Consider the following 25,025-nt stretch of genomic DNA (forward strand, 5'->3'; position numbering starts at 1 on the left):
AGCAGCTCGGGCAGCATCGGCGCGTCGCCAATCGCATTGCTCGTCACTTCAACTGCGCGGATCTCCAGCGTCTGCGCGTCGATGCCCAGGTGCACCTTGCGCCACTCGCGGCGGTATTCGGCGCCATGCTTCTTGCGCTTCCATTCGCCCTCACCGAGGAACTTGACCCCCGTGCTGTCGACCAGCAGCTGCAAGGGCTCGGCGCTCGGACGGTAGCTCAGCTGGGTCTGCAGCGTCTTCTGGCGTCGGCACACCGTGCTGTAGTCAGGTACCGGCCAGTCCAGCCCCGCCAGCCGCAGCAGGCTCTCCACCAGCCCCAACGTCTGACGCAACGCCTGCCCGAACAGGCACTTGATGCTCAGGCAGAACTGGATCGCCGCGTCCGAAAAGGTCTGGCTGCGACCGCGCTTGCCCGACGGCGCAGCCAGCCACTGCATGTCCCGGTCCAGCCACATCGTCAACGCCCCCCGCGCCTTCAGCGCCGCGTTGTAGACCTTCCAGTTCGTCGTGCGGTACTTCGTCCGCTTCTTCTTCGCTTCGCTCACAGCTTCAGTCTACGAGCACGCGGCCGCTCGCTTTGTGCAACAGAGCCCCCGGACACAGCCCCAGCCAGGACGCGAAGTGCTTGTCGGTCGGGAATCGGCTCATGTCCGCGCCGATCTCGCTGACGACCACCAGCGCGGTCGTCACGTCGATGCCGTCGATGCGCGTGAGGTCCACGCCGCACATCTGGAACAGGCGGGTGCGCAGGTCGAACTTCGGCGCGTTACGCGCCTTGCTGCGCTTCTTGCCCTTGTCGGGCTCGATCTCGGTGATGTGCAGTCGCTGCAGTTGCGCCTCGATTTCCTCGTCGCACTCCTGAAGCTGCTGGCCGCAGAAGTCGAATGCGTCCAACGTCGAGCGCTGGCGAGCGAGGGCGCGCAGCACGCACACCTGGTCGTCCGGCCGGAACGCGCCACGCAGCAGGCCGTAGCTCATCAACTGCTGCAGCCATTGGCAGTCGAGCACATCGCTCTTGCGGCCCGAGACGTTCTTGACGTGTCGGGCATTGACCAGCAGCACATTGAAGCCCCGCGCGTCGAGCAACTCGAACAGCGGGATCCAGTACACCCCGGTCGATTCCATCGCCACGGTGTCCACACCGCAGGTCTGCAGCCAGTCGGCCAGGCGGTGCAGATCCGCGGTGAACGAGGCGAACTCGCGCACCGGCTGGTCGTCGCGGTCAGCGGGCACAGCCACGTAGTGACTGGCGCTGCCGATGTCGATACCGGCCGCGTTCGGGTGGGTCAACTCCAACCCCTTGCGGCTCAAACTGCGATTGCGTGCGGCCACGGCGTCCTCCATCATGCGAAATGGAAAGTGGCGCCGGATCGGGCTCGTCGTCGTGATCACTCTCTCAAACGGGATGCTGCCTGGCTGGCTGCACACCAGCCAAACGGCTCACCAATGTCGATGCCGCAGCCCAAGACCACGCTAACCCGCGGGCAGTGCGCACCATTGCCGTATCGGTCTTCCCCGGCGCCACGTTCTACCTTGCCACGCTCGCCTCGCTGGTGCCAGGAGTTTCTTCGGGACGATTTGCGGGCGGGGCGGGCCGATTGGGTCGCTAACCCTTCTACAGGGACTCCGTTAGGCCGTACAAAGTGAATGTCGTTGCACTACACGAAGCACAAGACCTCCCACGCGACTTGGACGTCGTTTGCCTCACCTTCACCCCGAAGGAGACACACGTCGATCTTCAGTCGCAAGCTACAGGTCGCATCTGGCGAGTCCGCTTCCTCGGTGCTGAAGGTCATAGAGTTCTTGATGAAGGTGATCTTCTGGAGTATTGGCCCGCCTGCTCAACTCAAAACGGAAGCATATTCAGAATTCAGGCAGGAGGCTGGTTCGAGCAAGAGTCGCAGCGCGAAGGATTTCTGAAGCGCGACACGCAGCCAGGAATGCCCGAGTACTTCATAACTGGAGAGAACGCCTGTGTAAGCGTCTTCTCCCACGTTCCTCCCGAACTATTCGAGATCGCGCAATCAGAGGTAGGCAGCCATTGCAGCCAAGTGCCCAGTGCGGCCTAACTGTTGGGTCCCATGTGATCATTGGCCCACTCGCAGCTGGCCGCTGTACCGAGCAAGACAGGTCATGGGCGAGGTGTTGAGCAACGGGCAACAGAGGTCGACGACATGAGCCAGATCCACCCGCAGGCACGCACGACGCCGCGTGTACGAGCCGAGATCCAGGCGTCCACGGACAGCCCGGCAGAGTTGGCCCGCCGGTACAACATCTCCGAGCCGACCGCGGCGAAGTGGCAGGGGCGAGACAGCGTGCAAGACTGCAGTCATCGGCCTCACAAGCTCAGCACGACCCTCAGCGAGGCGCAGGAAGCCATCGTGGTGGAGTTGCGTCGACTGCTGCTGTTGCCCCTGGACGACCTGCTGGTGGTCACGCGCGAGTTCGTCAACGCGCAGGCCTCACGCTCGGCGCTGGACCGCTGCCTGCGCCGCCACGGGGTGAACAACCTGCGCGAGTTGCAGGCGGCTGCGAGCGGGCAGCCGGCCCAGACCGCCGCGCCCAAGCGCTTCAAGGACTACGTGCCCGGCTTCGTGCACGTGGACATCAAGTACCTGCCGCAGATGCCCGACGAGACCGCGCGGCGCTATCTGTACGTGGGCATTGACCGCGCCACGCGCTGGGTGTTCGTGCGCATCTACGCGGACATGGAAACCACCAGTGCGGTGGACTTCGTCAACCGCCTGCACGAGGCGGCGCCCATGCGCATCGACAAGCTCTTGACGGACAACGGAGCGTGCTTCACCGACCGTTTCCAGCGCAAATCCAGGACCCCCAGCGGTAAGCACCACTTCGACGTTCGCTGCCGCGCCCTGGGCATCGAGCACCGTCTGTGTCCGCCCAAGCATCCCCAGACCAACGGCCTGGTCGAGCGCTTCAACGCTCGCATTGCCGAGGTCGTCGCACAGACCCGATTCCGCAGCGCCGCTGAGCTGGAGCAGACCCTGCTGCAGTACGTCAAGGTCTACAACACCCGCATCCCGCAGCGCGCTCTGGACCATCTCACGCCACTCCATGCCCTCAAGTCCTGGCGCGCCAAGTCACCCGACTTGTTCAAGAAGCGGCCAAAGGATCTCACGGGTCTCGACACCTAACCCTTCTACAGGGACTCCCCTCCGCGTCAACGGCTTGAAAAGCTGAGTTTGACGGCCACGCACCGGCACCGACTTCCCGTTCGCAATCCCGAGCGCCACGATGGCACCGACAAGGAACAGACTGCACATCTACAGGCGGGCTTGTTTCGGCGCTCAAGGCCGAGGCCCCAGATACGAACCGCTCAGCAGGGCTCCATTCGCTCAACGGGCACAAGGCCCATGCGAGTGATCGAGCTTGCCTGCTGCCGGTCTGACCTGTGGTGACGATCTGCGCTCGCGTCTGCGTGTGGGAAGAGGGGGATGTCTGTCAGGTGGCGGGTCGCGGGCTCAGGTCACAGCGTGGCGACGGTGCCTCGGCATGTGGTCAAGCCGTCGGTCGACGAGCGCTCCGGGTCCGGTGCGCGCAGCAGCGCCCGACCCGCGCCCATCCCGTACACAATGCGCCGCACACACCTCAACGTATTTTTGGAAGGAACGTGCCATGGCCAAAGGCGAGCAGCGCAGCAACAAGATGGTGAAGAAGCCCAAGAAGGACACCAGCGCACCCAAGGATTCGTCATCCGTTTCCACGCGGCCGACGGCGCCGATGACCGCCGTCATGCCCAAAGGCAAGCTGAAGAACAAGTGAACCGGTCGGTCGACCGGCGGTCACGCAAACGCCTGATCCGCGTGGGTGGTTCCGCTACAACAGCGGGATCGCGCGGGTGAGTCCGCACAATCCGGATGTCATGGTTCGGAGTGTTCGCGTGGCTTGGTTTCTTCTGTTCGTTGCAGGCGTGCTGGAGGTGGGCTGGGCCGTCGGCCTCAAGTACACGGATGGCTTCACGCGGCCTGTGCCCACGGCGCTCACCGTGGGTGCCATGGTGGCCAGCCTCGGCCTGCTCGGGCTGGCCATGAAGGCGATTCCGCTCGGCACCGCCTATGCCCTGTGGGTGGGCATCGGCACGGTGGGCACCGCGATCCTGGGGATGGTCCTGTTCGACGAGCCCGCGACACTGGGGCGGCTGTCCAGCCTCGGGCTCATCGTCGCAGGCGTCGTCGGTCTCAAGTTGGCGAGCTGACGGTGGGCGGGGGGATACGGTCTGGGCGCACCACGGCTCACCCTCACCGCCTCGTTCTTGTCCTGACCTCGCCCGACTCCCTGACCTGAGGAGTGAGCGTCCTCGCACCTCGCTTGCCGCTTCACAATCCTTTACATGCGGTGCGCGACAGGTGGCAGCCGCAGCGACACCACGGTCGCATCGACATCGCCCGATCGAAGCGGTGGCGGCCACGGTGGCGCCCGGGGTGCGCCGCGCACACCCGGATCGGATCACCTGGAAGCGGGCCCAGGGAGGGCAGATGCGCTATGGAACTTGGGCCGGCGCCTTGGCGCTGGCGGCCATGGCGTTGACCGGTTGCGGCGGCGGTGGTGGGGATTCGGATGCCGGCTCGGCCGGCATCAGCGAGGGCTTCTGGAGCGCCGAGGACTTCGGCCTGCTGGTCACCGGCACCGGCGAGATGTGGGCGATCGAGACCGATGCCTCGCCCTATGTGCTCTACCGCGGCTCGGTCAGCACCTCGGGCACGCAGGCCAGCGGCACGTTCACCGGCTACCAGGGCGCGTCCTCGTTCAGCGGCACGCCGAACGGCACGGCCGCCGGCGTGCTGGCGCGCACCAGCAGCAGCCAGCTGGTGGGCGGCGTGATCTTCAACGGCCGCGGCGATGCCTTCGTGCTGACGCGCTATGCGCTGAACTGAGCGGCCCAGATCGCGTCACCGTGAAGTCACGGCGATGTCTGCTCCTGTCGGGGCCGGGTCGCTGCGACCCGTGCCGGCCTGAACGTCGCCCCTCGGGAACGTCCGGTCTAGGTCGCAGTGAACGGGTTGAAGACGTCCAGTCCCAGTGCGTGGAAGTCACTGACGTTCCGGGTCGCGACGGTCAGCCCGTGCACCAGGGCTGTGGCAGCGATCATGGCGTCCTCGTACAGGGTGTCGGACTTCCCGTGCATCAGGCGCGCCCACGCCCTGAAGGCGGCGGCGTCCATCGGCATCACGTCGTAGCTGCCGGCCACGCGCTCCAGCCAGCCCTCGATCTCCTGCGCTTTGCGGGGATCCTGTTGCCGGGTCAGCTCGATGCCGGCCTGGATCTCGCCCAGGGTCACGGCAGAGACGTGCAGTTGCGCGTCATCCAGCGATTGCAGCCACGCCACCACGCCGCCATGGGGGCGCGGTCGGCGGAGCTCGGACACCACGTTGGTGTCCAACAGGTACTTCGGCCTCACGGCAAAGGCTCCGCCTTGCGGCGCCGGGCCTGACCCCGCGCGGGCAGTTCGAGGTCAGCCCGGGCGTCATCGGACAGCAGAAGCTGCTTGAGCGAGGGGCGCGCCGCCGATTGAAGCCGGCGCCATTCGTCCACCGTAATCAGCACGGCGGCTTCCGCGCCGCGTCGGGTCACCATCTGTGGCCCCTCCTGCAGGCACGCATCCAGAAACTCACTGAAACGCGCCTTCGCGTCCTGAACGGGCCATGTCTGCATGGCAACCCCTGATTGACCAGTCATCTGACCAGTTTGCAGCACCGGACCGTATCCGTCAAACCCGCCCCGGCCACTGGACGTGGGCGCCAGGACGCCCGCTACCATCACCGCCGCGGCGGCTTTCTCGACTGAAGACGGTTGGCGTCCGCGCATCGGCGGCATGCGCGCGGAGCGGTCGCCCACACACCACGGAGCCCGCACATGACCCCCGCCGAACGCGCCGCCCTCGCCCTGAAGGCCATCCCCGTGGCCAAGCCCGGCGCCGAGCCAGCGGCCGACCACGCCCGCGCGCTGGCGCAGCCGGGCCATGTGCTGGATCTGGGCGCCTGGCCCGGGGATGACGCCGGCCGGCTCGACGGGGTCGTCGAGGTTTCGGCCGAGGCCACCGCGTCCGCCGACGCCCCGATCGCCGTCGACAGCCCCGCGGACTTCAGCGACCGGATCCTTCAGGCGCTGTTCGGCCGTTGGCCGCCCGCTGGCGCAGACATCGATGGTGATGTCACCGCCGACGCGGCACGGAAGGCGAAGCCCCCCGCGGCGGATGCACCGGCCCTAGCCGCACCCGACCGCCACCGGCGGGACTGAGCGGCCGAGGCCGCCCTGCGGGCCAGGCCCGACCGCGCCGGGAAGCGCCTGGCCGGCGTTGCGCACCAGGGCGCTGCCGGTGCTCACCTGCTGCACCGCAGTCGTCGATCAGGCGCTGGATCCGGCGCGCGGCGGTGGCGCTGCGCTGGGCGCAGCGTGCTGCACCTCGGCGTGCCGCAACAGTGGCGGGCGGCGCGGCTCCGGGCTGCGGCTTCCTGCACAGGGACGGCGGTGGGCGCCGCGCCGGCCCCTGCGGAAATTTCCACATCCGGATTCGCCCGGCCCTGGGGCTGATCCGGATACACGGACGGGCCCCAGGGCCGTCGGCGGTGGGTCACGGGCCGCGCCAGCGGGTGCAGGGGGCCGGAAGCGGGGTTCGGCAGGGGCGGATCCGGCTCGTCCAGCCGCGTCGGGCGCCGACCTCCTCCGGAACTACCCGCAGTGCGCCGGCCGGCGACCGCTTCTGGCACGCGCCTCGCACTTCAGCCCGCAGGACGGCCGGCGCTGCGCAAACGCAGACAGCCCGGCCGGCGCTGAACCGGAGTGCCCGCCATGCCTGCTGATGCACACGCCAGAAACACCGACACCGACACCGACACCGACATCCACACCGACACCGCGGCCCCCGCCAGGAGCGCGGCAGACGCCACGGCCGCCGGGCTGCCGCCCGTCTCCACCCCGTCCGCGACCGCCGGCCTGCCCTGCTGGGTGCGGGTGCGCGAGCGTCGGCCCGACGGCTTCGTCGAGTTCGATCTGTCGATCGGCGATCCGATGCTCAGCGCCGAGCTGATCCTGCCGGCGGCCGCCTTCGCCCGCTTCTGTGCCGAACACGCGGTGCAGCCGCTGGATGCGGCGCAGTCGGCCGCACTCGATGCGCAGACCGCGCGCTGGCGCGAGGCCCGGCCGCCGTCCGCGCCGCCGATGCCCACCGCCTGAATGCCGCCCTGGATTTCCCCCTGACCGACCACCACAGGAGACAGCCCCGATGACCGTCGAGATCCGCGTGCGCAGCGTCAAGCCGCTGCGTCAGAGCTTCACCCACCTGGCGCAGCGCTTCGGCGACAAGCCGGCCAGCCGCTACCAGGAGGGCGCCTACGACATCCAGAGCACGACCAACTTCCACTACAAGCCGCTGTGGGACCCCGAGCGTGATCTGTGGGATGCCCGCCGCACCGCGCTGACGATGGCCGACTGGTACGCGCTGAAGGACCCGCGCCAGTACTACTACGGCAGCTGGACCATCGCCCGCGCCCGCCAGCAGGATGCGGCCGACCGGCAGCTGGAGATGGTCGAGCAGCGCGGCCAGCTGGCCCGTCTGCCCGAGCCCGCCCGCCACGAGCTGCAGCAGGTGCTGCTGCCGCTGCGCCATGTGGAGTGGGCGGCCAACACCAACTTCGCCTACGTCAGCGCCTATGGCTACGGCACGGCGCTGACCCAGGCCGCGGCAATGGCGATGATGGACCGGCTGGGCCAGGCCCAGCACCACTCGCGCATCGGCCTGCTGCTGGACGGCCAGACCGGCCGCAGCCTGGCCGAGGCCAAGCGGCAGTGGCTGACGCACCCGGCCTGGCAGCCGCTGCGCGGCGCGCTGGAGGCCAGCTTCGTCAGCCGCGACTGGGCGCAGACGCTGCTGGCCCAGACCCTGTGCGACACCCTGCTGCACAGCCTGCTGCTGCGCGACTGGGAGGCCGATTTCAGCCACCGCCACGGCAGCGCCGTGCTGGCCACGGTGCTGGACTTCCCGCTGCGCTGGCACGAGGACCACGGCCGCTGGATCGACGCCCTGCTCAAGACCCTGGCCGCCGAGAACGAGGCCAACCGCGCGCAGCTGGCCGACTGGGCCGGCCAGTGGGGCGCGCGCCTGGGCGAGGCACTGGTGCCGATCGCCGAGCTGGCGCTGGGCAGCGAGGCCCCGGCCGCACTCGACCGCGCGCGCGAGGCGCTGGCCCGGCGCCTGACCAAGGCCGGCATCGTGCGCTCCTGAGTCCGCCGACCAGGCCCACCCATCATTGAGAGGAGACAAGCCCCATGGACACCCTGAGCCCGCCGGCCGCCGACACCCCGGCCAGCCACGCCACCGCCCGCCCGCCGGTCTTCATCGCCCTGCAGGCCAACCACGAGACCCTGCCCATCATCGAGGCGGTGCGGGCCGACAACCCGCTGGCCCGCGTGCACGAGTACCCCGGCATGGTGCGCATCGACGCCCCCGGCCGCCTGGTGCTGCGCCGCGCCTCGATCGAGGAGGCCTGCGGCCGCGACTTCGATCTGCGCGAGCTGCACCTGAACCTGATCTCGCTGTCCGGCGAGGTCGACGAGGGCGACGACGAGTTCGTCCTGACCTGGCACACGATCTGAGGAGATGCGCATGACCGACCGCCACACCACCGCCGAAGCCACCCGCAGCGCCGGCGGCCAGGCCCATCCGGGCATCGCCGGCCCGACGGCCACCGCCGCAACGGCCGCCACACGCAAGCTGGGCCTGAAGGAGAACTACGCGCTGCTGACCCGCGATCTGGGCTGGGAGCCGGACTACGAGAGGCCCGAGGACGTGTTCCGCACCGCGCGCTTCGAGGGCATCGTCATCCACGACTGGAACGCCTGGGAGGACCCGTTCCGCCTGACCATGGACGCCTACTGGAAGTACCAGGGCGAGAAGGAGCGCAAGCTCTACGCGATCCTCGACGCCTTCCAGCAGAACGGCGCGCACCTGAACGTCAGCGATGCGCGCTACGTGCAGGCGCTCAAGCTGTTCATCAACGGCGTGATCGGCATGGAGTACGCGTCGCACCGGGGCTTCTGCATCATCGGACGGGAGTTTCCGGGCACGGCCGCGCGCATCGCCGCGCAGATGCAGGCCATCGACGAGCTGCGCCACGCGCAGACCCAGACCCACGCGCTGTCGCACTACGCGAAGTACTTCGCCGGGATGTCCAACTTCCCCGAGCAGTACGACCGCACCTGGTACCTGTCGATCCCCAAGAGCTTCTTCGAGGATGCGGTGGCCTCGGGTCCGTTCGAGTTCGTGGTGGGCATCTGCTTCGCCTTCGAGTACGTGCTGACCAACCTCGTCTTCATGCCCTGGATGTCGGGCGCAGCCTACAACGGCGACATGTCGACGGTGAGCTTCGGCTTCTCGGCGCAGAGCGACGAGGCGCGCCACATGACCCTCGGCATCGAGGTCATCAAGTTCCTGCTGGAGCAGGACCCGGCCAACGTGCCCATCGTGCAGGGCTGGATCGACAAGTGGTTCTGGCGCGGCTACCGGCTGCTGAGCCTGGTGGCGGCGATGATGGACTACATGCTGCCCAAGCGCGTGATGAGCTGGGCCGAGGCCTGGAGCATCTACTACGAGCAGAACGGCGGCGCGCTGTTCGCCGATCTGGCCCGTTATGGCATCCGGCCGCCGAAGTACGCCGAGCAGACGGTGGAGGAGAAGCAGCACGTCAGCCACCAGCTGTGGAGCACCTTCTACCAGTTCCGCCATGCGGCCGGCTTCGCCGTCTGGCTGCCGAGCGCCGAGGAGCAGGACTGGCTGTCGGCCAAGTACCCCGAGACCTTCGACCGGTACTACCGGCCGCGCTACGCGCACTGGGCGGCCGAGGCCGCGGCCGGCAGGCCCTTCGCCAACGCCACGCTGCCGATGCTGTGCCAGGTCTGCCAGTGGCCGCTGCTGTTCACCGAGCCGGGCGACCCGACACGCATCAGCCACCGCGCCGAGACCTATCTGGGCGAGCGCTTCCACTGCTGCTCCGACGGCTGCCGCGACATCTTCCGCGCCGAGCCCGAGAAGTACGTCCATGCCCATCTGCCGGTGCACCAGATCTACCAGGGCCACTACTTCAAGCCCGACGTGGACCCGACGGCGCCGGGCTTCAACCCGCTGGTCGAGGCGCTGCGCTACATGGGCATCACCGCCGGGCTGGACGGCGGCGACTTCACCGGCCATGTCGACGCGCTGAACTGGCAGGCCTGGAGCGGCCGCAGCGCCAGCCTGCACGATCCGATGCAGCCGATGCCGGCGGCAGCGGTCGACGCCGGCACCGCCCAGGCCTGACATCCATCCCCAGGAGACACCCGATGACCGTCCGCGCCATCACCCCCGACTACCACGGCGACCGCAAGGACAGCGCCGAGCACTTCCACGGCCAGCAGCTGCTGTACGTGCTGTGGGAGCAGCACCTGATGTACGCCACCCCGCACTGCATCCCGGTGCCGCCCGGCATGCCCTTCGCGGCGCTGCGCGACCAGGTGCTGCCCACGCTGTACGCCGGCCATCCGCAGGCCGCGCGGATCGACTGGACACGCGCCGAATGGATGCGCGACGACACGCCGTTCACGCCCGATCCGGCCGCCTCGCTGGCCGACAACGGGCTGGGCCACAAGTCGCTGCTGCAGCTGCGCACGCCGGATCTGGCCGGCCTGCACGGCGTGGCCTTCTGAGCGCACCGGAGCCCGCCCCATGGCCCATACCCTGCGCATCGAACCCCTGGGCCAGAGCCTGGAGGTGCCCGAGGACCAGACCGTGCTGGAGGCCTGCCTGCGCGCCGGCCTGTGGCTGCCCCATGCCTGCTGCCACGGCCTGTGCGCGACCTGCAAGGTGCGGGTGAGCGACGGCGAGGTCGACCACGGCGAGGCCTCGCCCTTCGCGCTGATGGACTTCGAGCGCGAGGAGGGGCTGACGCTGGCCTGCTGCGCGCGCCTGCAGTCCGACGCCACGATCGAGGCCGAGATCGAGGACGACCCCGATGCCGAAAGCATCCCGGTGCGCGATGTCGACGCGGTGTGCAGCCTGTCGGAGGCGGTGACGCCGACCATCCGCCGCATCCGCCTGCAGCTGGAGCAGCCGCTGCCCTTCCAGGCCGGCCAGTACGTGAACCTGGAAGTGCCCGACCCTGCCGGTGGCCCGCCGCTGCGCCGCGCGTTCTCGATCGCCAACCCGCCACACGAGGTGACGGCCACGCGCGAGATCGAGCTGCACGTGCGCCGCGTGCCCGGCGGCGCGGCCACCGGCTGGCTGCATGGGCAGCTGCGCCCGGGCATGGGCCTGCGCCTGGCCGGGCCCTACGGCCGCTTCTTCGTGCGCGGCTCGGCCCACGGACCGGCGGCCTCTGGTGGCGTGCCGCTGCTGTTCATCGCCGGTGGATCGGGCCTGGCCAGTCCGCGTGCGATGGTGCTGGAGCTGCTGCAGCGCGGCTGCCCGCAGCCGATCACGCTGGTGGTCGGCCAGCGCACGCGCGAGGAGCTCTACGACGACGACCTGCTGCGCGATCTGGCCACGCGCCACCCGCACTTCCGCTACCTGCCGGTGCTCTCGCACGAGCCCGAGGGCAGCGGCTGGGACGGCGCCCGCGGCTGGGCGCACGAGGCCGCCGTCGCGCTGCACGACGGCGACTTCCGCGGCCGCAAGGCCTATCTGTGCGGCCCGCCGGCGATGGTCGAGGCCGCGATCGGCGCGCTGATGCAGGGCCGGCTGTTCGAGCGCGACATCCACACCGAGCAGTTCCTCAGCGCCGCCGACGCCCAGCGCGTGCGCAGCCCGGTGTTCCGGCGGGTCTGAGTCCGGGCGGGGCCGGGGCGGGGTCCGCCCCTTCCCCGGCTCGGCCGGGCCCGGCTCGACCTGCCTCAGAGCGGCCCGGGCCGCAGGCCGGCATAACGCCAGACGCGGGGGGCTGGCTGGTCCTTGCCCCCACCGGCGCCCGGGATATTGACCGCACCGGAAGGTGTCGGATGCGCGGCGGAGAACGGCGGGGGGGCCTTCAGGTCGGTGGCGATCTGCCAGTCGGCCAGCGTGGCGCCCAGCTCCAGGGCGATGCGCTTGAGCAGGCGCTCCTCGGGCGAGACCCGACGCTGCGCCCACTCGGTCGAGTCTGCCGGAGGTGGCGATGGCGACGAGGCCTTACGCACCGCCAGCCACAGCAGGATGTGCTGGCGCTCGGGCAAGGCCACGGCCTCGCCGACCGCGGTGATCTCGCCGGACTCGGCGGGCGTGCCAAGCTCGTCGGACGCGTCGGCCAGCAGGCGCAGCAGCCGGGCCGGATCGTGCAGCACGCGCGGCGGCTTGAGCCGCAGCACCGCGAACACGACGACCGAGCCCGGATCCTCCAAGGCCGGCGCGCCCGCGTCCGGCGGTGGCCGCCAGATCGTGCGGCTGGGCTCGTCCTCGGGCCGGTCCGGATGCGCCGCCACGTCGCTGGAGGAGGTCGGCGCACCCGGCGTCGGCGTGCCGAAGCGGAACGCCGCCTCGTGCAGCAGGCTGTAGGTGCGGCCGGCCACGGTGTCGCGGGCGGCGTCGTAGTCGCGACGGCTGCGGTAGAACAGCAGCGCCACCTCATCGGGCACCGGATCGGTCACGGCGTCGGGGGGGCCCGACTCCGGCACGGGCCTGGGCAGGCCGGGGATGTAGCACTGCAGGCCGAACTGCGCCATCAGCTGGGCGGTGGCCGGGATGAAGGTCGCGCTCAGGTGCTCCTCGAAGCGCTCGCGCTTGAGCGCATCGAGGCGCCAGCCGCGCCAGACGCGCAGATGGGTGGCGGGGGCGGGGGCGGTCATGGGCGGGTCTCCTGCTGGGCGGTGAGCGGATCGGGCGGGCTGGGCAGGTCCGGCGGATTCGATGGGCTGGGCGGGCCGGGCGGCACCGCGCCGGCATAGCGGCAGCCGCCGTCGATCTGCCACCAGTCGTTGTCGCAGTAGCGGCAGTCGCCGACCTCGCGCGCCAGCGCCTGGCGCTGCGGATCCCAGGCCACCTTCTGTGCGCGCACGGCCGTCAGCAGCCGCGCGATGAGCTCCTGCTGCGGGTCGTGCCACCAGGGCTCCAGCGCGTCGGCCGCGGACGCGCCCGGCAGCCGCACCGTGGCCAGATCGGGCGGCAACGTGCCGCTGCGGCGGCAGCCCGCCAGGGCTTGCCAGACCGGCGCATGCCGGTCCGCCCCACGCGCGCTCAGGCGGATCACCTGGGGACGGGCGGCCGCGGGCGCCGCAGGAGCCGCAGGGGCCGGAGCGCCAGCAGATCCCGCGGCAATGGTCCGGCCGTCCACCAGGCCGGCGTTCACCAGCACCTGCACCGCGTCCGGAAACAGCGCGCAGAAGGCGTCCCATTGCCGGACCGGCACATGGCACTGCGGCGCCAGGCTGTCGGCGTAGGACAGATGGCCGGCCAGCACGACCGGGATGGGGGCCTGGCCCTGCGGTGTCCAGGTCAGGCCGTGGTCGGCGACCCAGCGGCGCAGATCGTCCGCACCACCGATCTCCGACCAGACGGACGCACCGGGCAGCGGCAGCGGCGGGCTGAAGCGGCCATGGCGATCGGAGGCCATCAGGCGCAACGCGGTCGAGCTGGTCACCAGCAGCACGCGCGGGCGGCTGTGGGCGATCTGGCGGTGCAGCCAGCCGTGGTGCTGGACACAGGCCTGCTGGGTGGCCTCCGCCGGGATCTTCCAGTTCGACCAGGCCGGACTGGCACAGGCCAGCGCGTCGTGCAACGACAGGTCCTCGCCCAGGCGCAGCCGGCCGCCCGCGGGCGCCAGATGACGGCCGAGGGCCTGCAGCACCTGATCGGCCTGGGCGTAGTAGCGGTCCACCGGCCCGGCCCGGGCGTCGAGCTGGCGACCGACCGCCGAGGCCGCATCGGCCATGCCGGCGACGGTCTGCCCGGCCTGCGCCCGCTGGCGCAGCACCAGCCACTGGGCGTCGGCCGGCCAGCTGCGCTCGGCGATCTGGACGGCCGCTGCCTCCGGGGAGGACGGCACGGCCGGCGTGGGCGGCGTGGGCGACGTGGTGGTGGCCGCAGGCTCGGCGGCACCGGCCGCCGGGAGGGGGCCCGCGGGCTCGGCCGGGCTCGGCCACAGGGTCAGCCTGATCCAGCGCCGGTCGACGCTGCGCCAGGTGTGGCCGCGGGGATCCGGCTTGCCTTCGCGGGGCGGTGCAGGCGCCAGCACCGACGCAGCGGCCGCGACGACCGGGCTGCGGCCATCGGCCAGCAGCGCCTCCAGGTCCGCCACCCGCGTCGCCCACAGCCGATGCGAGGGCGCATGGCGGTGGTGGCGGGCATAGGCCGCATCCTCGCGGGTGGCCCGGCGCAACAGCCAGGAGCCGGTGGACTCGGTGGCCCGCTCACCCGGGGTGTCATCATCGGCCGGGCGGGCGGACAGGGCACTGTCACGGGCGGACGGCGCCAGCCAGCCCTGACCCAGGTTGGGGTTGATGCCCACCAGCATCAGCGGTGCCTTGCGGCAGCCGTACAGGGCATCGGGCTGCGGCCGCTCCAGCGATTCCACCTGGACGCGGATCACCGGCGGGCTCTCGTCGGTCGGTCCGGCCGGGCCGGGGGCGGCCGCCGCGGTGCCATCGGCGCCATCAGCGGTGTCGGCGCCATCGGCAGCCTCCACCGGCCGCACATGCAGAAAGGCGCCGAAGCGCAGTTCCTCGGACGACCAGCTGCAGGCCTGGCAGGCACGCACCTGCTGGGTGATGGCGACCTCCGGCGGCGGCACGCCGCGGCCGGGCCAGACGCCTGTGGTGGCGGTGGCGGTGGCGGTGGCGGTGGCGGTGGCGGTGGTGCCGGCAGTGGCGGTCGCGGTGCCGGTGCCGGCAGCCGATGGCCGGCCGGGCGCCGTGGCGCGGCCGGCGAAGGACGACGGCGCATCGGTCAGCGGCGCATCGATCGGCGGCACGCAGCCCGGCAGCGCCGGCGCCAGCGCGAAGCCGTGGAAGCGCACCGCGGTGCCCGGCGCGCTGCGCCCGTTCTTCGGCCAGTGCTTGGCCCCCAGGCGGATGAAGACCGGCCCGGCCAGATTCATCGCCCGCACCACGCCGGACAGGCGCCACTGCGGCTCATCCCGGCAGCGGTACCAGGTCGCCCAGTCCTCGCCCTGGCGGGCCAGCGCCAGCCAGCCCGTCACCGGGCCGCGCACCGGCTGCTCGGGCCAGCTCGACGGGCCGTAGCGGTTGTAGCGGTTGTCCGAGATGCTGAGCGTGGCCGTGCCGGCGGCCGTCACCTCCTGCCGTACGGTGGTCAGGGCCGGCCCGCGGTTCCAGCCGATGCGCGCGCCATCGGCCTCGTCGAACTCGCTGCTGACATAGGGCGGCGCGCCATGGACATCGAAGACCAGGCTGCGGTCGTAGGCCGTGGCCAGGTTCTGGTCGAGCTGGGTGTCGCGCGGACCGTCCAGCGTGATGGCCGCGATCTCCAGCGTGGTGCCGGGGCCCGGATGCCCGGTCGAGAAGCCGACGGTGGCGACGAAATCGCCGCGCACCGGCACCCGCGTCAGCACCGCGGCCGACACGTAGCGGCTGCCCCGGATCAGGCGCACGTGCAGGCCGCGGTCGACCGACAGCAGCGCCTCGTCGACCTCGTTGCAGTAACCGCCGACCCAGCGCCGGTCGTCGAGCACGGGGCCGTCGAAGGCCTCGTTGAACCAGGGCGGGGCGGGATCGGCGGACGGGACATCGGGCATGGTCGGCTCCTGCTGCGGGCCGGCCGCCGCGCCATGTGCGGGGCCGGCAGGCCCGGACGGACGATGCACCGCCCCTGGCCGGGCGATGCTAGGTCGGCGGTCGCCGGCCGCACCCCCGGGTGCCACCCGCCCCCCCTTGCTTGATCCGCCGAAAGTCCGACGACCGGTCCGGCGCAGCAGAACCCCAGGCTGGGGCATACGACGCACGCATCTGGTGCATCGACACGGGCCCCGCCCGGTGCACGACGCGCGCCGCCCGGCCCTGCACCCGGTGACCGCCCCGGGCGCAGGGCCGCTCACCGGGCATCCGACATCGGGCACGCCGCTTGCTTCGATTCAAGCGGACCGGCCGCATCGCCCCAGCGTGCAGCACTGGCCGGATCCGCACCTGCTGCCGCTGGCGGGTGCCTGGGTGTCGCGACCGGCCATGGCCCGTCCGCATGGCCGCCCGGCCATGTCCCCCGCCCGCCCCTCTCCCCGATGCCGCAGCCCGGCCGTGCCCGATTCCGCCTTCCGGATCCGCCGCGCATCGATGTTTTCCCGATTCCCTTGACACCCCTTCCGTCTGGAGCACCCATGACCCTGAAGATCGTCGTCGTCGGCCACGGCATGGTGGGCCACAAGTTCCTCGAGAGCCTGGCCGAGAGCGGCCTCCAAGGCGCCGAAGTCACGGTGCTGTGCGAAGAGCCGCGCGCGGCCTACGACCGCGTCCACCTCTCGGAGTTCTTCGCCGGCAAGAGCGCGGAGGACCTGTCCCTGGTCAGCGAGGGCTTCTTCGAGCGCACCGGCTTCAGCCTGCGCCTGAAGGCCAGGGCCGTGGCCATCGAGCGCCGCGCCAAGACCGTGACCACCGCCGACGGCGAGGTGCTGTCCTACGACAAGCTGGTGCTGGCCACCGGCAGCTATCCCTTCGTGCCGCCGGTCGCCGGCCGCGATCGCAGCCAGATCTTCGTCTACCGCACGATCGAGGATCTGGTGGCGATGCAGGATGCCGGGCGCACCTGCACCTCCGGCGTGGTCGTCGGCGGCGGCCTGCTGGGTCTGGAATGCGCGAAGGCGCTGCGCGACCTGGGCCTGCAGACCCACGTGGTGGAGTTCGCGCCGCGCCTGATGGCCGTGCAGGTCGATGACGCCGGTGGCAAGGTGCTGCGCACCAAGATCGAGGAGCTGGGCGTCCAGGTCCATCTGAACCGCAACACCACCGAGATCACCGACGGCGCCACCGCGCACCACCGCATGGTCTTCGCCGACGGCACCTGGCTGGAGACCGACATGATCGTGTTCTCGGCCGGCATCCGCCCGCGCGACGAACTGGCCCGCCAGTGCGCGCTGCCCATCGGCCCGCGCGGCGGCGTGGTCATCGACAGCGAGTGCCGCACCGCCGACCACGACATCTACGCCGTCGGCGAGTGCGCCGCCTGGAACGACCAGACCTTCGGCCTGGTGGCCCCGGGCTACGACATGGCCCGCGTGGCCGCGCGCCACATCGCCGGCGCCACCGACGTGCAGTTCACCGGCGCCGACATGAGCACCAAGCTCAAGCTGATGGGCGTGGACGTGGCCTCGATCGGCGATGCGCACGGCCGCACGCCGGGCGCCAAGATCTTCAGTTATGTGGACGAGCTGCGCCAGATCTACAAGAAGATCGTCGCCAGCCCCGACGGCAAGCAGCTGATCGGCGCCGTGCTGGTGGGCAATGCCGACGAATACGGCACCCTGCTGCAGATGGCGCTCAACGGCATCGCGCTGCCGGCCGACCCCGAGTTCCTGATCCTGCCCAGCAGCGACGGCAAGGAAAAGCCCGGCCTGGGCCCCGACGCCCTGCCCGACAGCGCCGTCATCTGCTCGTGCAACAACGTCACCAAGGGCCAGATCAACCTGGCCGTGGCCGACGGCCAGTGCACCATCGGCGCGATCAAGAGCTGCACCAAGGCGGGCAGCACCTGCGGCGGCTGCGTGCCGCTGGTCACGCAGGTGATGAAGGCCGAGATGTCCAAGCGGGGCATGGCGGTCAACAACCACGTCTGCGAGCACTTCGCCTACTCGCGCCAGGAGCTCTACCACCTGGTGCGCGTCGGCCAGATCAAGACCTTCGACGCCCTGCTGGCCGCCCACGGCAAGGGCCTGGGCTGTGACATCTGCAAGCCGGCCGCCGGCTCGATCCTGGCCTCGGTCTGGAACGACTTCGTGCTCAAGCCCGAGCTGGCCAAGCTGCAGGACAGCAACGACTACTTCCTGGGCAACATCCAGAAGGACGGCACCTACAGCGTGGTGCCGCGCATGCCCGGCGGCGAGGTCACGCCCGACGGCCTGATCGCGGTCGGCACGGTGGCCAAGAAGTACGGCCTCTACACCAAGGTGACGGGCGGCGCGCGGGTGGACATGTTCGGCGCCCGCCTGGAGCAGCTGCCGCTGATCTGGGAGGAGCTGATCGCCGCCGGCTTCGAGTCGGGCCACGCCTACGGCAAGAGCCTGCGCACGGTCAAGAGCTGCGTCGGCTCGACCTGGTGCCGCTACGGCGTCGACGACTCGGTCGGCCTCGCCGTCGAGCTGGAGAACCGCTACAAGGGCCTGCGCGCGCCGCACAAGATCAAGTTCGGCGTCTCGGGCTGCACGCGGGAATGCGCGGAAGCCCAGGGCAAGGACGTGGGCGTGATCGCCACCGAGAAGGGCTGGAACCTCTACGTCTGCGGCAACGGCGGCATGAAGCCGCGCCACGCCGAGCTGATCGCCTCCGATCTGAGCAAGGCCCAGCTGATCGCGCTGATCGACCGCTTCCTGATGTTCTACGTGCGCACCGCCGACCGGCTGCAGCGCACCAGCACCTGGCGCGACAACATGGAAGGCGGCCTGGACTACCTCAAGAGCGTGCTGATCGACGACAAGCTGGGCCTGGCCGCCGAGCTGGAGGCCCAGATGCAGCACGTGGTCGAGACCTACCAGTGCGAGTGGAAGACCGCGGTGACCACGCCGGCCGTGCGCGCCCGCTTCCGCAGCTTCGTCAACAGCGACAAGGGCGACGAGCACATCGTCTTCGTCGAGGAGCGTGGCCAGATCCGTCCGGCCCGTCCGGAGGAGCGGGACATCGCCGCCGCCACCGCGTCCTGAGCCCGCCGCCGCCCTGCTGAACTTCCGCTGATCCGACCATGAGCACCGAGACCCTGAACTGGACCGCCATCTGCGGCGTCGACGAGATCCTGCCCGACACCGGCGTCTGCGCCCGGGTGGACGGCCGCCACGTCGCCGTCTTCCGTGTCGGCACCGAGGCCTTCCACGCCATCGACAACATCGACCCCAAGAGCGGGGCCAGCGTGCTGTCGCGCGGCCTGGTGGGCAATCTGGGCGAGCAGATCGTCGTCGCCTCGCCGCTGTACAAGAACCACTTCGACCTGAAGACCGGCGCCTGCCTGGAGTTCCCCGAGCACTCGGTGCAGGCACACCGCGTGCGCATCGAGGCCGGCCGGGTGCTGGTGGCGCTCGGCGCCTGAGGCGCGCCCAGCCCCGCGCCCCGTGCGGCCGGCGCCTTCAGGCCCGGCCGCTGTCCAGCCAGCGCAGCACGGTGGCGAACAGCGCCTCGGGGTCGACCGGCTTGGCGATGAAGTCGTCCATGCCGGCATCCAGGCAGCGGGCCCGGTCCTCGGCGAAGGCGTTGGCGGTCAGCGCCAGCACCGGCAGCTGCGGCCCCCCGGGTAGCTGGCGCAGCGCGCGGGTGGCGTCCAGCCCGTCCATGTGCGGCATCTGCATGTCCATCAGCACCAGGTCCCAGGGCTGCCGACGCACCCGCTCGACGGCGGTCAGGCCGTCCTCGACGACCTCGACCTGCAGGCCCACATCGGCCAGCAGCTGGCTGGTGACCTCGCGGTTGACCGGCTCGTCCTCGGCCACCAGCACGCGGGCGCCGGCATGGCGCTCGCGCAGGCTGAGCTCGGCGCGGCTGGCGGCCGGCCGCAGCACGCCCTGCGGTGAGCGCCCGTGGCCGAGCCGGGCGGTGAACCAGAACACGCTGCCGACGCCGGGCTGGCTCTCGACGCCGGCCTCGCCGCCCATCAGCTCGGCCAGCCGACGGGTCAGCGCCAGGCCCAGGCCGCTGCCGCCGTAGCGCCGGGTGGTCGACGCATCGCCCTGGGCGAAGGGCGTGAACAGACGCGCCTGCAGCTCCGGCGCGATGCCCGGGCCCTCGTCCTGCACCTCGAAGCGCAGCAGCACGCCACGGGCATCCTGGGCGACGAAGCGCACCCGCAGGCTGACGGTGCCCTGCTCGCTGAACTTGATCGCGTTGGCCACGTAGTTGACCATCGCCTGGCGCAGCCGCGTGCCATCGCCGACCAGCTGCGCCGGCACCTCATGCAACCCGGTCTGCAGGCGCAGGCCACGGGCGCGGGCGCCGTCGGCCAGCATCGAGCGCACCTGGTCGACCAGCGCCTCGACGCTGAGCTCGGCCTCTTCCAGCACCAGGCTGCCGGCCTCGATGCGCGAGAGCTCCAGGATGGCGTTGATGGTGGCCAGCAGATGGTCGCCGGCCGCATCGATCTTGGACAGGCGGTCGGCCTGCTGGCGGGTGACCCCGGCGCGGCGCACCAGATGGGCCATGCCGATGATCGCGTTCAGCGGCGTGCGGATCTCGTGGCTCATGTTGGCCAGGAAGCGGGTCTTGGCCAGATTGGCCTCCTCGGCCGCGAGCTTGGCGCGGGCCAGCTCGGCGGTGCGCTCCTGCACCAGCTGCTCCAGGTGCTGGCGGTAGCGCAGCAGCTCCAGCTGCTGCTCGCGCGCCTCGGTCACGTCCAGCAGCAGGCTGACGTGGCCGATGAAGTGGCCCAGGCTGTCGCGGCGCGGCGCGGCATGGTCGCGCATCCAGCGCCAGCGGCCGTCGTGGCGGCGCAGGCGGTAGTCGATCTGGAAGGTCTGGCGCAGCTCGACGCCGCGGGCCAGGGTCTGGCGCACGCGGGGCCGGTCCTCGGGGTGGACGGCCAGCAGCCAGCCCTCGGCCAGCGATCCGTCGCGTGCGCCACCGGTGCAGGCCAGCCAGGGGCGGTTGACGTAATCGCAGTGGCCCAGGGCGTCGGTGGTGCGGATCAGCGCCGGGCCGGCGTCGGCCAGGTTGCGCAGATGCTGCTCGCTCTCGCGCAGCGCGGCCTCGGCCTGTTTGCGCTCGGTGATGTCGGACCAGACCGCGGCCACGCGCCAGCAGCCGTCGACCTCGACCGCCCGGGCCCGCACCAGCACGTCGCGCAGACGGCCGTCGCGGTGGCGGTGGCGGGACTCGAAGACGGAGGTCTCGCCACCGTCGCGCAGGACCTGCAGACGGCGCAGCACCTCGGCCCGGTCCATCACCGCTTCGAGGTCCGGAATGCCCAGACCGGTGTAGCCGGCCCGGTCATGGCCGAGCATGCGCGGCGCGGCATCGTTGAACTCGAGCAGACGGCCGTCGTCGGCATCGATCAGCGCCATCGCATCGATGGCCTGGCTGGCGATGGCGCCGAAGATCGCCTCACGCCGGTCCAGCGCCTGCTGGGTCGCGCGGGCGCGGGTGATGTCGTGCGCGATGCCGAGCACCCCGATCAGCCGGCCGCCCGGACTGCGCATCACCGACTTGGTGGTCTCGAACAGGCCGCGGTAGCCGTCGATCTTGAAGGTCAGCCACTTCTCGTCGGTCTGCGGCAGGATCTGGGCCATGGCCTGGCGGTCGGTGCGGGCGAAGTCGGCGGCCTGCTGGTCGTCGACGAAATCGGTGTCCCGCCGGCCGACGATGGCCGACTCCGACGCCCCGAACAGGCGCTCGAAGGCCGCGTTGCAGGCGAGGTAGACGCCGTCCGGATCCTTCAACCAGACGGGCGCCGGCAGCGCGGCCAGCAGGGCGCGCTGCTGCGCCCGCTGCCGTTCGAGCGCGCCCAGCGGCAGCCGCACGCCCAGCGCGTACAGCGCCCAGGTCAGACCGAGCGCGGCCAGCAGCTTGTCGAGGTGGGCGGCCAGCCAGGCGGCATCGGCCGGCGCCGACGAGCGCATGAAGGCCCCGGCGGCCAGCACCTGCAGCAGCACCGACGCGTACAGGCCCAGCCGCGCCTGGCGCAGCCAGGGCCCGCCATCGGGCAGCGTGCGCGGCAGCCGCCAGGCGGTCCAGGCACACACCGGCAGCTGCAGCAGCAACGCCACCCAGGCCCAGACCGGCGAGGCCCAGCGCCCCTGCGGACCGGCCAGGCCCAGCCAGCCCAGCAGATGCAGCGTCTCGCAGACCAGCACCACGGCCAGCGTCGGACCGAGCGGGCGCAGCGCCGGCCGCAGGGGCGACCGTTGCAGACCCAGCAGCAGCAGCAGCACGGCCACCCGGTTGGCCACCAGCAGGCTCTCGCACATCAGGTGCACACCGGTGCGCAGCACCGGATCGACGCCGGCGTGCAGCAGCCGCTCCGCCCAGGACGGCACGCCGACGACACCGAGCACCAGCACGGCCAGCACCAGCCCGTGGCCGCCGGCAACGAGCCGCCGCAGCCAGGACCAGGCCCGGGGATCACCCTCGAGCGCCAGCGCAGAGTTCTGCCAGGGATTCATCACCCACCGCTTCCCTTCGGGCCTGCCTCGGCCGTGGCGCGATTGCACGCCGGTGCCGGACGGCACCGCCATCATCGGTCCACGGGCAGGGCCCGTGCCGGAAGTCCCCACCCGTGCGGTCAGGACCGATGCACCGATTCGGCCTCAAGCCGGCGGGCGCCGACCTGACTCAGATCAAGACCGGCCGGCAGTCCCCGCGCCGAGCTGCAAGGTGGCCCAGCCGGAAGGCGCCTGCAGCAACCAGGACGCGACACGCGCGGCCGGCATCGGCATGGCCACCGCGTGGCCCTGCACGCAGTCGCAGCCGAGCTCGATCAGGCGCTGGCAGCCCGCCGCCGATTCGACCCGCTCGGCCACCGTCTGCAGACCGAAGCGGCGGGCCACCTGCAGCAGCGAGACCAGCAGCGCCGCCTGCTGGCCACCGGCGCCCTGCTCCAGGGCGGCGACGCAGCCATGGTCGATCTTCAGCCGGTCGACGGCGAAGCGCTGCAGGCAGGCGAGGCTGGCATGGCCGGCACCGAAGTCGTCGATCGCCAGGCGCACGCCGAGCGCCCGCAGCTGCGGCAGCTGGGCCTGGGATTCGGGCGACAGGGCGGCCAGCGAGGCCTCCGTCAGATCGAGCTCCAGGCGCTGCGCCGGCAGACCGCTGCGCTGCAGCGCATCGCGCACCTCGTCGAGCAGGCGACCCGAGCGCAGCTGCGGTGCCGAGACATTGACGCACACCGTCAGGTCGCCCCAACCGACGGCCTGGCGACAGGCCTGGCGCAGGGCCCAGGTGCCGATCTCGGCGAGCAGCCCGCATTCCTCGGCCACGGCCAGGAAGCGGCCGGGCGCGATCAGCGTGGCATCGGCGCGGCGCCAGCGCAGCAAGGCCTCGACTCCGGTGACGCGGCCGTCACTCAGGCGGCGCTGCGGCTGGTAGTGCAGCTCGAAGGCCTCGGTGCGCAAGGCCTCGTGCAGCGCCTCGCGCAGGGCCTGCTGCTCGGCCAGCGCCAGGCTCATCCGCGGCTCGTACTCGCGCACCTGGCGGGTGCCGTCGCGCTTGGCGGCGTACAGCGCGGTGTCGGCGTGGCGCATCAGCGTCTCGGCATCGCGGCCATGGGCCGGGGCGCAGGCCAGGCCGATCGAGCCCCCGGCGTGCAGCACCACGCCGTCGATGGTGTAGGGCTCGCGCAGCGCGCGGTCCATGTGGAGGGCGATCGCCCGCACGGCCTCAGCCTCGCGCGCCGGCAGCACGACGATGAATTCGTCACCCGCCAGCCGCGCGGCCAGATCGCCCGGCATCACCAGCTCCCGCAGCCGGTCGGCGAAGGCACACAGCAGGCGGTCGCCGACGGCGTGGCCGTGCGTGTCGTTGATCTGCTTGAACCCGTCCAGGTCCAGGTAGAGCACGCCCAGGCCCGCGTGCCGGCCCTGGTCCAGGGCCTGCAGCGCCGCGCCCAGGAACTGGCTGGCCGCCAGGCGGTTGGGCAGCAGGGTCAGGCTGTCCTGATAGGCCAGATCGTGCATGCGGCCATGTTCGAGCCGGCGCTGGCGCCGGCGCGCGGCCAGCTGCACGACGATCACGCAGCCGATGGACAGCACATCGAGCCGCAGCAGCTCGCGCAGCACCTGCAGCCCGGCCGTCTTGGGCCCGCCCCGCGCGATCAGCGCATACAGCACCACCACGGCCCAGGAGAGCACCAGCGCACGCCGCACCCCGGCCCGATCGGCCGGCACCCGCGCCCGCTGGCGCCAGACCACCACCGGCCACCACAGCAGGCCGATCAGCGCCAGGCTGCTGACGGCCAGCCGCACGCGGGCATGGTCCTCGGTGAAGAAGGCCAGGGTGGCGACGGCCACCGTCAGCAGCGCATGGCCGAGCAGGATCGCGGTCAGCGGCTCACGCGGTGGCAGGCGCAGCAGCACCTGGGTGATCCAGGCGAACAAGGCCGTGCCCAGGGCGCCGAAGACGGCGATCAGGCTGACCGACAGGGGCGCGAAGACCGCCGGCCAGAGCCAGACCAGCAGCATGCCGTTGAACACCTGCTCAAAGCCGACGCAGACCCCGAACCAGGTTCCGAGCAGGATCAGCCCGCGCTCGCGCGAGAGGGCCAGCAGGCCGAAGATCAGGCCGGCCAGCAGCAGCATCCCGCTCTGACCGATCAGGTCCAACGTTTGCGCCCGCTGCCAGGCCGCGGGGGCCCAGGCGGTCAGTTGGGTGGTGGGCACCGTCAGGTCCTGCAGGCGCACCAGCACGCGCACCGTCTGCCCGGGGGCCAGCGTCAGCGTGAGCCGGGGCTCGGCCGACTCGGTGCGCGCCATGCGGGCCAGCGCATCACGGCCGCCGGCCACGGTGGTCCAGGGGGCGCTCGCGTCATCGGGCCGCCACGACATCGCCACGCGCTGCACCCGCCAGGGCGTGAGCACCAGATGGCGCTGCAGCGGCTGGCTGCCGCGGTTGGTGAAGCGCGCCGTCAACCAGATCGTCGACGGCTGCCAGGACGCGTTGCGATGGGCCACGGTGGCGGGCAGCCAGCCGGTCTGGCGCAGCAGCAGCCCGGGATCCTGGACGTCATCGTAGGGACGGCGCAGGACCTGCATGCGCTCGACGAGGGGCAGGGCCTCGGCGGGTCCGGCCAGATCGATGGCCGGCTCGTCGCGCAACGGAGCGCCAGCGGCGGCGTGGGCGGCGAGCAGAAGGCCACCGATGGCCCACAGCAGACCGGCCAGCAGACCGACCCGCAGCCCCGCGCACACCACCGCCCGCCACCCGCACCGGGCCCGCGC

Annotated in this window: 21 protein-coding genes and 1 pseudogene; 13 read left to right on the forward strand and 9 right to left on the reverse strand. The window is 71.3% G+C overall.

Annotated features, from left to right (window positions below; translation table 11 throughout):
• The 3 genes and pseudogenes from AACH11_RS21825 to AACH11_RS24845 form a co-directional block, all read right to left on the reverse strand.
• On the reverse strand, positions 1-545 hold a 545-nt coding region (locus AACH11_RS21825), incomplete at its 3' end, for an IS5 family transposase (protein ID WP_341376394.1).
• A 4-nt stretch (positions 546-549) separates the two neighbouring features.
• A complete protein-coding gene (locus AACH11_RS24840) occupies positions 550-729 on the reverse strand; it encodes a transposase (protein ID WP_423228798.1) in 180 nt (59 codons plus the stop codon).
• A gap of 162 nt (positions 730-891) precedes the next feature.
• Positions 892-1,344 (reverse strand): annotated as a pseudogene (locus AACH11_RS24845) (IS110 family transposase); the annotation flags it as partial.
• Between the two features lie 830 nt (positions 1,345-2,174).
• Here AACH11_RS24845 and AACH11_RS21835 point away from each other — a divergent pair.
• The 4 genes from AACH11_RS21835 (at position 2,175) to AACH11_RS21850 (ending at position 4,895) form a co-directional block, all read left to right on the forward strand.
• Complete coding sequence (locus tag AACH11_RS21835) at positions 2,175-3,155, forward strand: IS481 family transposase (RefSeq protein WP_341376396.1); 981 nt, start codon at positions 2,175-2,177, stop codon at positions 3,153-3,155.
• Between the two features lie 481 nt (positions 3,156-3,636).
• Entirely contained in the window at positions 3,637-3,783 is a 147-nt protein-coding gene (locus tag AACH11_RS21840) for a hypothetical protein (protein ID WP_341376397.1), read from the forward strand.
• 118 nt (positions 3,784-3,901) lie between these two features.
• On the forward strand, positions 3,902-4,216 hold the full coding sequence (gene sugE / locus AACH11_RS21845; RefSeq protein ID WP_341376398.1) for a quaternary ammonium compound efflux SMR transporter SugE: 315 nt from the start codon (positions 3,902-3,904) through the stop codon (positions 4,214-4,216).
• Positions 4,217-4,496: 280 nt separating this feature from the next.
• Positions 4,497-4,895: a hypothetical protein gene (locus AACH11_RS21850; protein WP_341376399.1), complete on the forward strand. Its 399-nt coding sequence runs from the start codon at positions 4,497-4,499 to the stop codon at positions 4,893-4,895.
• Between the two features lie 107 nt (positions 4,896-5,002).
• On the opposite strand, the gene AACH11_RS21855 is transcribed toward AACH11_RS21850, so the two are convergent.
• A complete protein-coding gene (locus tag AACH11_RS21855) occupies positions 5,003-5,401 on the reverse strand; it encodes a type II toxin-antitoxin system VapC family toxin (protein ID WP_341376400.1) in 399 nt (132 codons plus the stop codon).
• Positions 5,402-5,415: 14 nt separating this feature from the next.
• Positions 5,416-5,835 carry a type II toxin-antitoxin system Phd/YefM family antitoxin gene (locus AACH11_RS21860; RefSeq protein WP_341376401.1) on the reverse strand — a complete coding sequence of 140 codons (420 nt, stop codon included), beginning with the start codon at positions 5,833-5,835 and terminating at the stop codon, positions 5,416-5,418.
• 39 nt (positions 5,836-5,874) lie between these two features.
• On the opposite strand from AACH11_RS21860, the gene AACH11_RS21865 reads away from it, so the two are divergent.
• The 7 genes from AACH11_RS21865 to AACH11_RS21895 all read left to right on the forward strand — a co-directional run bounded on the left by AACH11_RS21865 (position 5,875) and on the right by AACH11_RS21895 (position 11,815).
• On the forward strand, positions 5,875-6,258 hold the full coding sequence (locus tag AACH11_RS21865) for a hypothetical protein (RefSeq protein ID WP_341376402.1): 384 nt from the start codon (positions 5,875-5,877) through the stop codon (positions 6,256-6,258).
• 552 nt (positions 6,259-6,810) lie between these two features.
• Positions 6,811-7,194 carry a phenol hydroxylase subunit gene (locus tag AACH11_RS21870; protein ID WP_341376403.1) on the forward strand — a complete coding sequence of 128 codons (384 nt, stop codon included), beginning with the start codon at positions 6,811-6,813 and terminating at the stop codon, positions 7,192-7,194.
• A 49-nt stretch (positions 7,195-7,243) separates the two neighbouring features.
• Positions 7,244-8,242 carry a ferritin family protein gene (locus AACH11_RS21875; protein ID WP_341376404.1) on the forward strand — a complete coding sequence of 333 codons (999 nt, stop codon included), beginning with the start codon at positions 7,244-7,246 and terminating at the stop codon, positions 8,240-8,242.
• A gap of 44 nt (positions 8,243-8,286) precedes the next feature.
• Positions 8,287-8,613, forward strand: coding sequence for an MmoB/DmpM family protein (locus AACH11_RS21880; protein WP_341376405.1), 327 nt, complete (start codon positions 8,287-8,289; stop codon positions 8,611-8,613).
• Between the two features lie 10 nt (positions 8,614-8,623).
• The gene (locus AACH11_RS21885; RefSeq protein WP_341376406.1) at positions 8,624-10,312 is read left to right on the forward strand and encodes a YHS domain-containing protein; all 1,689 of its coding nucleotides are present in this window, start codon (positions 8,624-8,626) and stop codon (positions 10,310-10,312) included.
• Between the two features lie 23 nt (positions 10,313-10,335).
• The gene (locus AACH11_RS21890) at positions 10,336-10,698 is read left to right on the forward strand and encodes a phenol hydroxylase subunit P4 (protein ID WP_341376407.1); all 363 of its coding nucleotides are present in this window, start codon (positions 10,336-10,338) and stop codon (positions 10,696-10,698) included.
• Positions 10,699-10,717: 19 nt separating this feature from the next.
• Positions 10,718-11,815 carry an NADH:ubiquinone reductase (Na(+)-transporting) subunit F gene (locus AACH11_RS21895; RefSeq protein WP_341376408.1) on the forward strand — a complete coding sequence of 366 codons (1,098 nt, stop codon included), beginning with the start codon at positions 10,718-10,720 and terminating at the stop codon, positions 11,813-11,815.
• Between the two features lie 65 nt (positions 11,816-11,880).
• Here AACH11_RS21895 and AACH11_RS21900 read toward each other — a convergent pair whose 3' ends face one another.
• On the reverse strand, positions 11,881-12,807 hold the full coding sequence (locus tag AACH11_RS21900; RefSeq protein ID WP_341376409.1) for a hypothetical protein: 927 nt from the start codon (positions 12,805-12,807) through the stop codon (positions 11,881-11,883).
• Positions 12,804-15,710, reverse strand: a complete 2,907-nt coding sequence (locus AACH11_RS21905; protein WP_341376410.1) for a hypothetical protein — start codon at positions 15,708-15,710, stop codon at positions 12,804-12,806. Before AACH11_RS21905 ends, AACH11_RS21900 begins: the two co-directional genes overlap by 4 nt.
• Before the next feature lie 582 nt (positions 15,711-16,292).
• Here AACH11_RS21905 and nirB point away from each other — a divergent pair.
• A complete protein-coding gene (gene nirB / locus AACH11_RS21910; RefSeq protein ID WP_341376440.1) occupies positions 16,293-18,818 on the forward strand; it encodes a nitrite reductase large subunit NirB in 2,526 nt (841 codons plus the stop codon).
• A gap of 38 nt (positions 18,819-18,856) precedes the next feature.
• Complete coding sequence (nirD, locus tag AACH11_RS21915; protein ID WP_341376411.1) at positions 18,857-19,198, forward strand: nitrite reductase small subunit NirD; 342 nt, start codon at positions 18,857-18,859, stop codon at positions 19,196-19,198.
• 37 nt (positions 19,199-19,235) lie between these two features.
• On the opposite strand, the gene AACH11_RS21920 is transcribed toward nirD, so the two are convergent.
• Entirely contained in the window at positions 19,236-22,256 is a 3,021-nt protein-coding gene (locus tag AACH11_RS21920) for a PAS domain S-box protein (RefSeq protein WP_341376412.1), read from the reverse strand.
• A gap of 174 nt (positions 22,257-22,430) precedes the next feature.
• Positions 22,431-24,995: an EAL domain-containing protein gene (locus AACH11_RS21925; RefSeq protein ID WP_341376413.1), complete on the reverse strand. Its 2,565-nt coding sequence runs from the start codon at positions 24,993-24,995 to the stop codon at positions 22,431-22,433.
• Positions 24,996-25,025: the final 30 nt, after the last annotated feature.

This window comes from Pseudaquabacterium rugosum, from assembly GCF_038066575.1.
In the GTDB taxonomy this organism is placed as follows: domain Bacteria; phylum Pseudomonadota; class Gammaproteobacteria; order Burkholderiales; family Burkholderiaceae_C; genus Pseudaquabacterium; species Pseudaquabacterium rugosum.